The 14,061-nt window shown below is 71.3% G+C and carries 12 protein-coding genes; 6 read left to right on the forward strand and 6 right to left on the reverse strand.

Annotation, left to right across the window (positions count from 1 at the left end; all coding sequences use genetic code 11):
- Positions 1-3 precede the first annotated feature (3 nt).
- Positions 4-549 (reverse strand): GNAT family N-acetyltransferase, encoded by a 546-nt coding sequence (locus EYA84_RS13770; protein WP_131053438.1) that lies wholly within the window; start codon positions 547-549, stop codon positions 4-6.
- Positions 550-700: 151 nt separating this feature from the next.
- Between EYA84_RS13770 and EYA84_RS13775 the strand changes: the two genes are divergently transcribed.
- A complete protein-coding gene (locus EYA84_RS13775; RefSeq protein WP_131053439.1) occupies positions 701-1,246 on the forward strand; it encodes a DoxX family protein in 546 nt (181 codons plus the stop codon).
- A gap of 225 nt (positions 1,247-1,471) precedes the next feature.
- The gene (locus EYA84_RS13780) at positions 1,472-2,917 is read left to right on the forward strand and encodes a glycosyltransferase 87 family protein (protein WP_131053440.1); all 1,446 of its coding nucleotides are present in this window, start codon (positions 1,472-1,474) and stop codon (positions 2,915-2,917) included.
- 48 nt (positions 2,918-2,965) lie between these two features.
- On the opposite strand, the gene EYA84_RS13785 is transcribed toward EYA84_RS13780, so the two are convergent.
- The 5 genes from EYA84_RS13785 to EYA84_RS13805 all read right to left on the reverse strand — a co-directional run bounded on the left by EYA84_RS13785 (position 2,966) and on the right by EYA84_RS13805 (position 8,935).
- Positions 2,966-3,385: a molybdenum cofactor biosynthesis protein MoaE gene (locus tag EYA84_RS13785; protein ID WP_131053441.1), complete on the reverse strand. Its 420-nt coding sequence runs from the start codon at positions 3,383-3,385 to the stop codon at positions 2,966-2,968.
- The gene (locus tag EYA84_RS13790; protein ID WP_131053442.1) at positions 3,379-4,641 is read right to left on the reverse strand and encodes a molybdopterin molybdotransferase MoeA; all 1,263 of its coding nucleotides are present in this window, start codon (positions 4,639-4,641) and stop codon (positions 3,379-3,381) included. Before EYA84_RS13790 ends, EYA84_RS13785 begins: the two co-directional genes overlap by 7 nt.
- A gap of 22 nt (positions 4,642-4,663) precedes the next feature.
- Positions 4,664-5,134, reverse strand: a complete 471-nt coding sequence (locus EYA84_RS13795; RefSeq protein WP_131053443.1) for a molybdenum cofactor biosynthesis protein B — start codon at positions 5,132-5,134, stop codon at positions 4,664-4,666.
- The gene (gene moaC / locus EYA84_RS13800; RefSeq protein ID WP_131053444.1) at positions 5,131-5,622 is read right to left on the reverse strand and encodes a cyclic pyranopterin monophosphate synthase MoaC; all 492 of its coding nucleotides are present in this window, start codon (positions 5,620-5,622) and stop codon (positions 5,131-5,133) included. Before moaC ends, EYA84_RS13795 begins: the two co-directional genes overlap by 4 nt.
- Positions 5,623-5,845: 223 nt before the next feature.
- The gene (locus EYA84_RS13805) at positions 5,846-8,935 is read right to left on the reverse strand and encodes an AfsR/SARP family transcriptional regulator (protein ID WP_161594966.1); all 3,090 of its coding nucleotides are present in this window, start codon (positions 8,933-8,935) and stop codon (positions 5,846-5,848) included.
- A 443-nt stretch (positions 8,936-9,378) separates the two neighbouring features.
- On the opposite strand from EYA84_RS13805, the gene EYA84_RS13810 reads away from it, so the two are divergent.
- From EYA84_RS13810 to EYA84_RS13825, 4 genes are all read left to right on the forward strand, one after another.
- Positions 9,379-11,883 (forward strand): bifunctional diguanylate cyclase/phosphodiesterase, encoded by a 2,505-nt coding sequence (locus EYA84_RS13810; RefSeq protein WP_236145753.1) that lies wholly within the window; start codon positions 9,379-9,381, stop codon positions 11,881-11,883.
- A 13-nt stretch (positions 11,884-11,896) separates the two neighbouring features.
- On the forward strand, positions 11,897-13,219 hold the full coding sequence (locus tag EYA84_RS13815; RefSeq protein WP_131053447.1) for a glycosyltransferase family 87 protein: 1,323 nt from the start codon (positions 11,897-11,899) through the stop codon (positions 13,217-13,219).
- Entirely contained in the window at positions 13,216-13,848 is a 633-nt protein-coding gene (locus tag EYA84_RS13820) for a phosphoribosyltransferase (protein ID WP_131053448.1), read from the forward strand. The genes EYA84_RS13815 and EYA84_RS13820 overlap by 4 nt, the downstream gene beginning before the upstream one ends.
- Before the next feature lie 22 nt (positions 13,849-13,870).
- Positions 13,871-14,061, forward strand: a 191-nt coding sequence (locus tag EYA84_RS13825; RefSeq protein ID WP_161594967.1) for a zf-TFIIB domain-containing protein, incomplete at its 3' end; no start/stop codon positions are given.

The following is a 14,061-nucleotide window of genomic DNA, read 5'->3' on the forward strand; positions in this document are numbered from 1 at the left end:
GGGTCAGACCTTGGACCAGGGTGGGGGGAAGACGACGTCGCCGTGGGGTGGGGGCGGTTCGTTGCTCGTCGACGGGGGCAGGACCAGGGCCTGCCATGGCTCGCCCAGACCGGACCAGGGGCTGGTCAGGCCCATTCGGTCGGCTCGGCTGAAGCCGAAACGCCGGTAGTACGCCGGATCGCCGAGCACCACGACCAGTCGCTCACCGAGTTCCGTGGCGGCTTCCAGGGCGGCCTGCACCACCGAACTGCCGAGCCCGATCCGTTGTCGGTGCGGTGCCACCGCCACCGGCCCGAGCACCAGCGCCGGGGCGTTGAGCCCGTCCGCGCAGACCCGGACCCGGGTCAGCAGGGCGTAGCCGACGATCTCGCCGCCGTACTCGGCGACCATCGCCAGCCTCGGCAGCCACGCGTCGCCGGCCCTCAGTTCGTCGACGAGGCGTACCTCCGGCGGCGTGGCCACGTCGGGGCGGGCGAAGGCGGCGGCCAGTACCCGGCGGACCGCGCCGGTGTCTGCCGGGTCCTCGGGTCGGAGCCGCAGCGTCGTCACGCCGGGAGGTTACCGCGCGCGACGCACGCATCAGTGACGGTCGCTGGAATCGGCGTGGCGTCCTCACCACTCGGCCCATCCGACCCACCCGATCGATCGAGATGGGCCGTTGCGGGGCATGTCGAGGTCACGGACGGGGTATGACTGTTCCATGACGCCCGTACGATCCCTCGCCCGCGCCATGTTGAGCGGCATCTTCGTGGTCAGTGGCGCCCGCAACTTCACCAACCCCGAACGCCTGGTGCCTGCGGCGCAGCCGGTCACCGACCGGGTGGCGCCGCTGCTGCAACGGGCCGACGCCCGCATCCCCACCGACACGGTGAGCCTGATCCGTGCCAACGCCGCCGTCCAGTTCGGTGCCGGGCTGATGCTGGCCACCGGGAGGTTCACCCGGCCGGCGGCCCTCGTGCTGGCCGGCACGCTGGTCCCGGTCACCCTCGCCGGACATCCCTTCTGGCGTAACGACGACCCGGCAGCGCGGAACAACAACCAGATTCACTTCCTGAAGAACCTCGGCCTCCTCGGCGGGTTGTTGCTCGCGGCGGCGGACACCGAGGGGAAGCCGGGACTGCGGTGGCGGGCCGGTCACCGCATCGGCCACTCACGACGGTCGGTACGCCGTGCCGTCCGGACCGCACGCCGTGAGGCCCGGATCGCCGTCCGCTCGGCGGCAACCGCGCGCCGAATCCCCGGCTGAGTCGCAGTCGCCCCTCGCTGACCTGCGTTTATCCCACCCCCACACTGGCTAAGGCCGCGAATCACCTGAACCGCCCGGTAGGCGTTAACGCGGTGGAAATGTCAAAAGATTGTGTGGGATCGGACACGGTCGCATAACGCGGGAGGCACTGACGTGAGGCGCCGTTCTAGGCTCCCTACCGGACCTGGACGGGTAGGACGACCTTGGTACGGGGGTGGCCGAGCCATGCCGACGAGCGTCGGTAAAAGGCCGGACCGCCTCGCCGCAGTCCGCCGCGTAACGCGTGGGATCGATCGTAGGACAGTCGTACGGGCCGGCATCGTCGCCGCCGTCGCCTATGCCGCATGGCTTGCCATCGGCGCTTTCGGGCGTCCGTACAACTTCTTCGACATGAAGATCTACCACGGCGCGGTGGTCTGGTGGGCGAGCGGTCACGAGCTGTACGAGTTCGTCGCGCCCGACACCACCCTGGGTTTCACCTACCCACCCTTCGCCGGGCTGGCGATGCTGCCCATGGCGCACCTGCCGGTGAGCGTGGCGGGCCTGGTGAACGCGCTGGTCAGCATCGCGGTGCTGGCGGTGGTGCTGGCCGCCCTGCTGCGACCGATCGTGGACCGGTTGGGCTGGCCACTGTGGTACACGGTGGCCATCGCCACGCCGCTCGCCCTCGCCATCGAGCCGGCCCGGGAGACTCTCGGCTACGGGCAGGTCAACCTGCTGCTGTTCGCCCTGATCATGGCTGATCTGGTGGCGCTGCGCTGGCGGTCGCGGCGCGGCACGCACCAGGCGGAGAGCGACGGTCCGCTGCTGCGGTTCGTCTACGGTGGCGCCTGGGCCGGTGTGGGCATCGGCCTGGCCACGGCCGTGAAGCTCACCCCGGCGTTGTTCATCTTCTATCTGATGATCACTCGCCAGTGGCGGGCGGCCGCGACCGCGATCGGCACCACCGTCGCCGTGACCATCGGCAGCTTCGGCGTCGTGGGCGCCGAGTCCCGGGCCTACTTCGGCAACGTGCTGTGGCAGACCGAGCGGGTCGGTGCGGCCGACATGACGCCCAACCAGTCCCTGGCCGGTCTGCTGGCGCGGCTGTACGACTCGATCGAGACGCCGACGCTGCTCTGGCTCGCCTTCGCGGTGCTGGTGCTGGCGCTGGGTCTGTCCCGGGCCTCGCAGTCACACGCCGACGGTGACGAGCTGACCGCCTTCACGCTGGTCGGCCTGACCGCCAACGTGATCAGCCCGATCTCCTGGACGCACCACCTCGTCTGGGTGATCCCGGCGATCATCGTGCTGGCCGACGCGGCGATCCGCCGTCACGACGCCAGTCGAGGTCCGGCCCTGCGGTCCCCCTCCGGCACGTACGGCGGCCCACCTGGGGTCTCCACGCTGCGCCCGCCGATCTGGTACCCGACGTTGACCGGGCTCCGCCACGGCATCGCCGCGATCGGGCTCTACCTGCTCTTCCTGATCTCGCCGATCTGGCCGTACGAACACCAACTCCCCGAGGTCTCGCACTACGAGAACGGGCTGTTCGGGGCGTTGATGGAGAACTCGCTGGCGCTGGCCCTGATCGTGTTGGTCGCCGCGTTGCCCTGGCGGCCGGGTGCGGAACCAGCCTTCTACACCGACCGGATGGCCCGCACCGCCGCGCTGCTGCATCACCGGCGCTGACAGCGGAGCGTCGGCGGTGCCGGGTCGACGTGACCCGGCACCCTCCGATCACGGGCAGTTGACCCACTCCTCGGTGCCGTCGGCGAAGACCTGCCGCTTCCAGATCGGCAGCCGGGCCTTCACCTCGTCCACCAGTTTGGCGCAGGCGGCGAACGCGGCCGCCCGGTGTGCGGTGCTGACGGCCGCGACCAGTGCCGCGTCGCCGATGGCGAGCGGACCGATCCGGTGCGACACGGCCACCGCGTAGACGTCGGGATCGGCGGCGATCTCGGCCGCCACCTCCCGCAGGATGGTGGCGGCACTCGGATGACCCTCGTACTCCAGGCTCACCACCGCGCGGCCGTGGTCGTGGTCGCGGACCACCCCGGCGAAGGAGACCACCGCGCCGGCCCGCCGGTCGGCGACGGCGGCCTCGTGGGCCGCCAGGTCCAGCGGTTGCTCGGTCACGTCCCCGATCACGATCACCATGCCCGCTCCCCGGGCAGCAGCGGCAGCGGGACCACCGGCACCCGATCGCCGACCTCGCCGGTACTGCCCGGCCGGATCACGGCGAACCCGTCCGAGCCGGAGAGCCCACGCAGCATCGCGGACCCGACGTGCCGGACCGGGCGGGCCGTCCCGGCAGCCTGGTCGAGGCGGACCAGGGCGAGGTGGGTGTGGTCGCCGCGTCCCGGCACCGGCTCGGCCAGCGTGACGTGCGGCAGCACCGGCGCCACCCGGCCGGCGAGACCCGCCAGCAGTGGCGCGACGAGCGAGACCAGCGCGACGACGGCGGACTGCGGGTTGCCGGGCAGCCCGGCGACGAACCGGACCCGACCGTCGCCGCCGACCACCCGGGCCAGCAGCATCGGGAAACCGGGGCGTACCGCGACGGTGTTGACCACGTAGTCCGCGCCGAGTTCGGCCAGCGCCGGATGCAAATGGTCGACCGGCCCGTGCATGGTCCCGCCGGTGGTGCAGACCAGGTCGGCGTGGGCCAACGCGGTGCGCAGCGCGGCCACGTGGTCGGGCAGCGTGTCGGCCACCGGGCCGACCACATCGGCCGGACGGATCTGACAGCCGTACCGCCGCAACCAGCTCGGCACGGTCGGGCCCAACGCGTCCCGGACCCGCCCGGCGGCGGGTGGACCGGCGGTGAGCAGTTCGTCCCCGAAGACCAGCAGCGCGGCCCGGGGCTGCCGGCGTACCCGCAGCGTGTCGTGACCGCAGGAGGCGGCCAGTCCGATCACCGCCGGGTCGACCGGGGTACCGGCCGGAAGCAGTTCCTCGCCGGCCGCCGCCTCCTCACCGGGACGCCGCCACTCCGGCGTACCGCGCGGCACGCCGTCGACCGACCCGTCGGCGGTACGCGTCGACTCCTCCACCCGCAGCACGGCGGTGGTGCCCGACGGCACCATCGCACCGGTGGCGATCTCGACGGTGGTCCCGTCCTCGGTCAACGGGTCCGGCGTACCACCGGCCAGCACCCGCCCGACCACCCGCCACGGACCGGCGCCCCGGACCGCCCAGCCGTCCACACTCGACGTGGGGAACGCCGGCAGGTCCGTCCGGGTGGTGAGCGGTTCGGCGAGGGTGTACCCGTCGACGTCGGCGAGCGGGCGCTCGATCGCGGGGAGCACGGCGGCCAGGCCCACCGCGTACACCCGGGAGCGCGCCTCCTCCCAACCGGCCGGCGGCGGTGCGGCGGCGGCGCCCTCGGTGGCGGATGCGGTTTCCGTTCTCACCCGGCCGAGCCTAGCGCTTCGGCTAGTGGTCGCCACCGCGCAACTGGTCGACGGCGTGCGCGAGGATCGGCCCCAGCACGGCGAGACCGTCGCGCGCTCCACCGGTGGAACCCGGCAGGTTCACCACCAGGGTGCGACCGGCCACCCCGGCCACACCCCGGGACAGCACGGAGGTGGGCACCCGGTCCCGGCTGTGGGCGCGCAGCGCCTCGGCGATGCCGGGGATCTCGTAGTCGAGCAGTGCCCGGGTCACGTCCGGAGTGCGGTCGGTGGGCGTGATCCCGGTCCCGCCGCTGGTGACCAGCACGTCGACGCCGGCGGCCACCGCCGCCCGGATCGCGTGGCCCACCGGTTCGCCGTCCGGCACCACCACCGGGTCGTCCACCTCGCAGCCCAGCTCGCGCAGACCGTCGGCGAGCAGCGGGCCGCTGGTGTCGGCGTACACGCCTGCGGCGGCGCGGTTGGACGCCACCACCACCCGGGCGCGGATCACGGCCGGTCCGCCGGACGCTCCCAGAGGCCGGTCTTGCCGCCCTCTTTGCGCACCACCCGGACCGACTCGACGCTCGCCGCCGGGTCCACCGCCTTGACCATGTCCACCAGGGCCAGCCCGGCGACCGCCACGGCGGTCAGCGCCTCCATCTCGACGCCGGTCCGGTCGGCCGTGCGGGCGGTGGCGGTGATCTCGACGCTGTCCGTGGTGGGCACCAGGTCGACCGTGACACCGTGCAGCGCGATCGGATGGCAGAGCGGGATCAGGTCCGGAGTGCGCTTGGCGCCCATGATCCCGGCCAGTCGGCCGACCGCCAGCGCGTCCCCCTTGGGCAGCCCGTCCCGGCGGAGCAGCTCGATCACCTCGGACGTGGTGCGCAGCCGACCGGCCGCGACGGCCACCCGACCGGAGACCTGCTTGGCGGAGACGTCGACCATGCGCGCCGCACCGGTCGCGTCGACGTGGGTGAGCTGGGCGGGTTCGGTCACGGCGGCGAGCCTATCGCCCCGCACCGACGGACCCGGTCGTGCGGTGTTACGCGGAAGGAGTGGCGCTTGCGCGCCGCCCCCTTCCGCACCCTGCCGTGGCAGCTGGGACATGCCGGTGGCAGGCGTCGCGACGAGATCCGTCGATGGCGGATCTCCCCCCGTCGGCGACCGTCGAGACGCTACCCACCCGGTCGATAAGAAAGCGATAAGAAGGTTTCTCTGGTCACCGGTGCTCGGCACCGGACGACGCAGCGGCCAGCCCGTTGGGGGTCACGCCGGCGGACGGCCCTGCCAGACGGCGTTCGACCTCGAACCGCTCGGGCACCCCCATACGCCGGAAGATCGCCAGGGCCCGTTCCCAGTGCCGGCGTGCCTCCGCCGGATCCGCTTCGGACAGGTGCTCGGCGAGGCCTGTCAGGGCTCGGCCCTGCTCGTACGGGTGCGCGATCCGGGTGGCCAACTGCAGGGCCGCCCGGTGTAGAGCGGTCAGCCTGCCGGCGTCCGCAGAGCCGGCCAGGGTGAACGCGAGATCGTTGAGCGCGGCGGCCTCGACGTGCGGCTCGCCCGACTCCACCGCCAACTCACGGGCAAGTTCGTGCTGTCGCACCGCCTCGTCAACGCGACCCAGACCGCGTAGCGCGACGCCGATGTCGTTGCGCACCTCCGGCTCCGCATAGCGGTGACCGGTACGCTCCCGCATCACCAACGCCGCCTGAAGTGCGCGCAGGGCGGCACCGTACCGCCCCATCCGGCATTTGACCCCACCGATGTGTCCCAGCGCGTTGAGGATGTGGAACTGGTTGTTGACCTGGCGACCGAGGAAGAGGTGCAGGCGATGCAGGCGCAGCGCGTCGTCGTACCGACCGAGCAGTCCGAGCGCGAGCCCCACGCTCGGCAGGAAACTCGGCACCTCGCCGGGGTCGTACCCGTTCTGGCTGCGCAGGCCGTCGAGACCGCAGCGCACAGCCTCTTCGAGGTCGCCGCGAATCCAGTGGATGGCTGCCAGGTTGTTCCGGTAGCGGCCGATGTTCTTCAGGTCGCCACGCCGCTCGGCGATGCGGACGGCGGCGCCGACGTGCTGCAACGCGTCCCCGTAGTCACCGGTGCGGACATAGGCGGAGGCGAGGTAGTTGTGCATCGCGGCGATGGCCGCGTCGTCCTCGACCAGCTCTGCCGCCGCGAGGCCGTGGAGATGTGTCGAAATGATGTCGTCGAAATAACCTCGAACGTAAAGGAAACGCCACAACAGCCGAGTCAATCGCCACGCCTGTTCGTGGTGTCGCCATTCCCGGGCCCGCACGACGAGCGACACGAGGTTTGCCCGCTCCGTCTCCATCCATTCCTCGGCCGGTGTGCCGACATCTGCCAAAAGGTCAGGGCGGCGAGGTCGACCGAGGCTTACCTGTCCGCGTACGAAACCGGACTCCAGATCGTCGGCGACGCCGAATGCAAGGTGGAGAACGAGGTCCAGCAGCTCGGCGAGAGCGGCATTCCGGGTGTCCGGTGAATCGTGTCGCATCGACAGTTCGTGGGCGTACTGGCGGATGAGGTCGTGCATCCGGTACCGCCCCGCCTCGACCTCTTCGATCAGATGACAGTCGACGAGAACGTCCAGTGCCTCGGTGGTGTCGGCGAGGGACAGGCCGGACACCGCACTGGCGATCGCCGCGCCGAACACCGTACTCGGATGGACGCCGAGCAGCCGGAACAGTCTCTTGGCGTCAGCGTCCAACGGCTCGTACGACGCCGCGAACGCGCCGGCCACGCTCCGATCGCCGGACGCCAGATGGTCCAACCGGCGCGCGTTGCCCGCCAGCAGCGCCGCCAGGTCGGCGACCCGCCAGGTCGGTCGATGCGCCAGCCTCGAACCGGCGAGCCGGATGGCCAGCGGCAGGTGCCCGCACTGCTCCACCACCGCCACCGCCGCCTCCGGTTCCGCCGCCACCCGTGCCGCGCCAGCCGTGGAGGCGAGCAGCGCCACGCCCTCCGCGACGTCCATCGCCGGCAGGGACACCGGCGGACCGACATCCAAGCCGGTGATCCGTCGCCGAGACGTCACGATCACGGCGCTCCCCGGCACCGTGGGCAACAGCGGGCGGACCTGCTCGGCGTCCGCCGCGTTGTCCAACACCACGATCACCCGGCGTCCGGTCAGCTCCCGGCGCCACAGGACCAGCCGGTCGGCGAGTTCCGGCGGTATCCGTCCGCCCGGCACACCGAGTTGGCGCAGCAGCGTCGCCAGCGCGGTCGTCGGATCCACCTTCGTGGCCGGGTCGTGACCCGCGAGGTCGATGAAGAGCTGTGCGTCCGGAAGACGGGCGGCTAGTCGGCCTGCGACGTGCAGGGCCAACGCCGTCTTGCCGCTGCCGGGCATGCCGTCGACGAGGTGCACCACGGAGACGGACGTGCCGGCACACAGCGTGGCCGTGACCAGGTTTTCGACCGCCGGGGCCCGGCCGACGAAGTCGGGCACCTCCCGGGGCAGGAACGGTGGCGCTGTGCCCTCCCGGCCCACCGCATCGCCCGACCGCGCCGACGGCGGGACACGGGACTTCGCCGGCCGCCGACGCTCCCGCTCGTGCGCAGCTATGTGCTGATGGAGCTGCCGCAATTCCGTCCCGGGCTCGATGTCCAACTGCTCGCGCAGCACCCGCCTCGCCTCGACATAGGCGGCGATGGCCCCGGCGTGGTCGTTGCGCAGGTGCAGAGCCCGCATGAGCAGCAGATGAGCGCGCTCGCGCAGCGGTTGTCCCATCAAGAGTTCCCGGAGCACCGGCAGCGCCTCGTCGTACCGACCCAGACGGATGCGCAGCTCGGCCAGGAGTTCGGCCGCCAGCAGCCGGTCCTCGGTCGCCGATGCCACCTGCGCCAGCAGTCCCGGGCCCAACGGAAGTCCGGTGAGCATGGGTCCCTGCCAGCGCGCCAGTGCCCGGTTCAGCAGGTCCGCCGCCGCCGAGTCGTCCACGTCGACGAGCCGACGGGCCTCGGCGACCTCGGACTGGAAGGCGAAGACGTCCACGAGCGAACTGTCGAGGTCGAGCCGGTAACCGTCGCGGGTGCGGACCAGCACCTCGCGTTCCGGCACCAACAACTCAAGACTGCGCCGTAGATTGGCCGCATAAGTACGGACATTAGGCACGGCCGAGTGAGGTGGACGGTCCGGCCACAACTCGTCGACGAGCTGACCCACCGACACCAGCCGCCCGGGGTTGCAGGCCAGCATGGCGAGAACCGTCTGCTGTTTCGGCGTCCCGAGGGGCAACACCCCCGAGTCGAGGCGTACCACGAGACCGCCGAGGACCTGAATCTGCACCGACCCCTCTGCCCGCATTCAAAGGATCACTGTACGCAGCTTAACCAGGATCCAGTGCTGCCAGGCCCCGCGCGATGCGGCAAGCTCGACCGAAACGGCGATGAAACGAGCAAAGCTCTCTGGTCACACTTGTTCAGCAGATAGCTTGCGGCGACGGGCATCGAGGAGGACAACGCGATCGGTCCACTAATTGGACCCTCCGTTAAGCGAGTGAAACTGAACGTAACTTAATATCACCATATTGGCCTATTCTGCGCAATAAGACACCTTTAGTCGCTAAATGCCCGCAAGCGCCCCTAGGGTTTGGCTACCAACGCGAAGGCAGCACCAAACTGGGGGTCGAGATGAACTCGAACGAATGGGGCTGATCCCATCTTCTGGATCAGGACCAACCGACGTACGCTTGCGGAGCGCAGCCCCTCGGTGACGAACGGGGACGATGGTTGGCTCTGCAGGAACGACAGACCGGGACCGATCGGCGGCTACTGCCGCTAATCGGTCTCGTCGTCGTTGTGGCCGGACTGGCCGCAGCGGTCTCCGTCGCCCACCTGCCCAGCTACGGAGCCGTCAACGCCACCCTGATCTGGACCGCCCTGATCTCCCTCGTGGCGGTCGGATTCACCGCCAAGGTCCGGGTCCGCATCCGCGCCTCCAACCACTACATCGCGTGGACCGAGACCGCGATCGTGATCGGCCTCGTCGTGGCACCGACCTCGGTGGTGGTCCTCGCCACCGGCTTCGGCGTCGCCATCGCCACCACACTGGCCCGACTCACACCGATCAAGCGCGTCTTCGGCATCGCCAAGAACATGCTCGTCGCCACGGCAGCCGGCCTGGTCCTGCAACTGTTCACCTGGCCACCAACCAACTCCGACATCGCCGAGACCGTCCTCCCGCTGGCAGCCGCCTACCTCGCCGCAGTGCTACTGGACGAACTCGTCACCCTGCCGGTCATCGCCATGGCCACCGGCACCTCGCTGCGCAACCTCTTCCTCGACAACTGGGACGTCCGCCTCACCGCAGCACTGACCCGTCCCATCGTCATCGTCGGCACCATCCTGATCGTCAAGATCGACACATGGCTGCTGCTGGTGGTACCGCCACTCGTCCTCAGCCTCCACCTACTCAACTCCAACCGCGTCCGCAGCCGCACCGAACAACAAGCCTGGCAACGGCTCGCCCAGACCACCGACGCGCTCAACGTCGTCGAACTCGACGACGTACTCACCACGGCGGTCACCCGCGCCGCCGAACTCTTCTCCGCCGACGAGGTCGAGATCGAACTGCGCGAGGACGGCCGGGTGGTACGCGGCTCCACCGAGACCATCACGTACGACGGCCCCCTCGGCGAACCCACCGAGGTACACGGCGCCACCGTCCCCGTACGCCTCGAAGGACACGACAAGACCGTCGACGTCGGCATGCTGCGGCTACGCTTCCGCGGCCCGGTACGGCTCTCCGAACGGGAGCGGTACACCCTGCACACCTTCGCCTCCGCACTGTGCACGGCCGTCCGCAACGCCCAGGCGTACGCCGAACTCGCCCGGGTGGCCCAGGCCCACGCCCACGCCGCCGCACACGACGCACTGACCGGGCTGGCCAACCGACGCCACCTGCTCGAAGAGGGCAACGAGCAGTTGCACCACCGGCACGCCGACGGAATCACCGCCCTGGTGCTCATCGACCTCAACCACTTCAAAGAGGTCAACGACACCCTCGGCCACGCCGCCGGCGACCAGATGCTGATGCAGGTCGCCGAACGGCTCCGCACCGCGGCCCGCGCCGACGACCTGGTCGCCCGCCTCGGCGGCGACGAGTTCGCCGTACTCCTGCGGGCACTTCCCGCCCCCGCCGTCGCCACGCACCGCGCCGACACCCTGCTCGCCGCCCTGCACGAACCGTTCGACGTCGACGGCATGCGGATCAGCGTCGAAGCCAGCGGCGGGATCGCCGTCGCCCCCGCCACGGGCGGCATGGTCGAACTGCTCCGACGCGCCGACGTCGCCATGTACCAGGCCAAACGGAGCGGCAACCGGATCGCCACCTACGCACCCGCACGCGACACCGCAGACATCGGCCGACTCACGCTCGGCGGCGAGCTGCCCCGCGCCGTCGCCGACCAGGAGTTCACGGTCAACTTCCAGCCCATCGTCGACCTCGGCACCGGCGAAGTCATCGCCGCCGAGGCACTGGCCCGCTGGCACCACCCCACCCACGGCATGATCGACCCACTGCGCTTCCTGGAAGCCGTCGAACGCTCCGGACTGCTCCCCGCGTTCGCCGACGCCATCCTCGACCAGGCCCTGATCGCCGCCGGCACCTGGCGCGACGCCGGCTTCGACGTCCCGGTCGCGGTCAACGTCTCCCCCCGCAGCCTCCTCGACGCCCGCTTCCCCGGATCCGTCCTGGCCCGCCTACGCGCCCACGACCTGCCCCCCGACCGGCTGGTCCTGGAACTCACCGAAACCCTCACCCTCAGCCAACTCGACGTCGTCGACCAGGGACTCACCCGACTACGCGAGGCCGGCATCCGGCTCGCCCTCGACGACTTCGGCACCGGCTACTCCTCGCTCTCCCTGCTCTCCCGCATCCCGGTCCACGAACTCAAGATCGACCGAAGCTTCGTGACCGCCATGGAGTCCGCCACCGAAGCCGCCGCCATCATCCGCTCCACCCTCGACCTCGGCCGCAGCCTCAACCTGGCCGTCGTCGCCGAGGGAGTCGAACGCGAAGCCCAACGCCGCGCCCTCTGGGAACTCGGCTGCACCGCCGGACAGGGCCACCTCTTCGCCCGCCCACTCGCCGCCGGCACACTCCTCGCCGCCCTCCAACGCGGCGCCGGCGGCCGACCGGGAAGCCTCGCCGCACCCCTGCACGACGCCGGCTCCGTCGTCCGGCTACCCAAGGGACGACGGCAGGGGGGCCGGGGCCACCACCAGCCCGCCTGACACACTGGCCGACGTGAGCGCCGCCACCTCGACCCCCCACCGCACCGGCAGGTGGCACCGCCTCGACACCGCCGCCGACGGCCTCGCCCTCGACCTCGGCCTGTACTCCACCGCAGCCGTCTTCGCCGCGATCACCGCCGCCACCAGCACCCTCGTACCCCACCGGGCCTGGGGCACCATCGCCGCACTCGGCTACCTCGCCGCCGCACTCGCCGCCACCGGACAGCTCCTCCTACGCCGCCACCGGCCGCACTCGAAACTGGTCACACTGCCCGGACGCGCACTGGTCACCGCACTCGCCTGGGCCGGCACCGCCCTGCTCCCCCTGATCTGGCAGAGCGTGCAACGCGCGTCCGGACGCACCGACCGCGCCCAGGAGGAGGTCCTGGTCGTCGAGGACTCCGGCACCCGCCTCGTCGACACCGGCACCCCCTACCTCGGGCCCGACGCCATCGCCGCACTGCCCGCCGACGAACGACTCCTCGGCTACACCCCCTACCAGCCGGGCATGGCCCTCTTCGGAATACCCCGCGCGTTCGCCGACACCTGGTGGACCGACGCCCGGGTCTGGTTCGCCGTCGGCACCGCCGTAGCGCTGCTGCTCGCCATCCGCGTCCTGCGACCACCCACCGCCCGCACCGGAACCACCCGACACGACGCCCTGCTGCTCCGCGGCGTACAGGCCGCCACCGTCCTGCCCGTATGCGCGCTCACGCTCGCCACCGGCGGCGACGACCTGCCCGTACTCGCGCTCTGCCTGCTGGCGCTCGCCCTCGCCGCCACCGCCCGACCCGGCTGGGCCGGCGTCGCGGTCGGGCTCGCCGGAGCCCTGAAACTCTTCGCCTGGCCGGTCGCCGCAGTACTGATCATCTGGGGCCTCACCCGCCGCGCCGGCCTACGCGTCGCCGCCGGAGCCCTCGGACTCCCCGCCGCCGCACTGCTCCCCACCCTGCTGGTCGACCGCAACGCGCTGGTGGAGAACGTGCTGCGCTTCCCCCTCGGGCACGGCCTGGTCTCCAGCCCCGCCGCCAGCCCGTTCCCCGGCTACCTGATCGCGAACGCCCTGCCCGCCGGCCGGGTGATCGCCGCCGCGCTGCTGGTCGCCGCCGGGGTCGCCATCGCCGTCCTGCTCGCCCGCCGCCCACCCCGCACCGCCCGCAGCGCCGCCCTGATCTGCGGGTACGGCCTGCTCGTCGCGATCCTGCTGATGCCCGCCACCCGCTTCGGCTACCTGCTGTACCCGATCGCGTTCCTGCTCTGGGCCCCCGCGCTCGACCTCGGGATCCGGCAACCGCCGAGCACGGACGACCCACAGGGCGTAGACCTGAGGACATGACCACCTACCGCGACCGCACCGAGGCGGGCCAGGTACTCGCCGACCGACTCACCGCCCTGGCCGGCGAACCGGACCTCGTCGTGCTGGGCCTGGTACGCGGCGGCGTACCGGTGGCGCAGGTCGTCGCCGAACGCCTCGACGCACCCCTCGACGTTCTCGTGGTCCGCAAACTCGGCATGCCGTGGGCCCCCGAGGTCGCCTTCGGCGCACTCGGTCCCGGCGGGGAACGCGTCCTCAACGACGTCGTCGCCGAACGGCTGAGCCCCGACGACATCGCCGGAGTACAGGAACGCGAACAGACCGAACTGGACCGGCGGGAACAGCTCTACCGGGCCGACCGACCGCCGCTGGACCTCACCGGCCGTACCGCCCTGATCGTCGACGACGGCCTGGCCACCGGCGCGACCGCCCGCGCCGCAGTCCAGGTCGCCCGCCACCTCGGCGCCCGCCGCGTGGTGGTCGCCGTACCCGTCAGTGCGCCGCAGGCCCACGAGATGCTGGCCGCCGAGGCCGACGAGGTGGTCAGCGCGCTGTGCCCCGCCGACTTCGGCGCGGTCGGCGCCTACTACGACGACTTCCACGAGGTCTCCGACCACGAGGTCACGGCGGCGCTGACCACTATCGGGTGAACCGACCAGGTACCTTCGGGTCATGAGCCTGACCTGTCCCAAGTGTCGCGGAGAGATGCGCCAGTACGAGCGCAGTGGGGTCGTCATCGACCAGTGTGGCGAGTGCCGCGGGATCTTCCTCGACCGTGGTGAGCTGGAGAAACTGTTCGAGGCGGAGGCCAACTGGAGCGCCGCCCAGCAGGCCCCGCCCGCCCCCCAGGGTGGCTACCAGCC

Origin of the sequence: Verrucosispora sp. SN26_14.1 (assembly GCF_004307965.1) — a bacterium.
Classification (GTDB): Bacteria; Actinomycetota; Actinomycetes; order Mycobacteriales; family Micromonosporaceae; genus Micromonospora.

Coding starts and splice junctions, on each gene's coding strand:
- EYA84_RS13775 (WP_131053439.1), top strand. CDS start 701: ATGACGCCCGTACGATCCCTCGCCCGCGCCATGTTGAGCGGCATCTTC.
- EYA84_RS13780 (WP_131053440.1), top strand. CDS start 1,472: ATGCCGACGAGCGTCGGTAAAAGGCCGGACCGCCTCGCCGCAGTCCGC.
- EYA84_RS13785 (WP_131053441.1), bottom strand. CDS start 3,385: ATGGTGATCGTGATCGGGGACGTGACCGAGCAACCGCTGGACCTGGCG.
- EYA84_RS13820 (WP_131053448.1), top strand. CDS start 13,216: ATGACCACCTACCGCGACCGCACCGAGGCGGGCCAGGTACTCGCCGAC.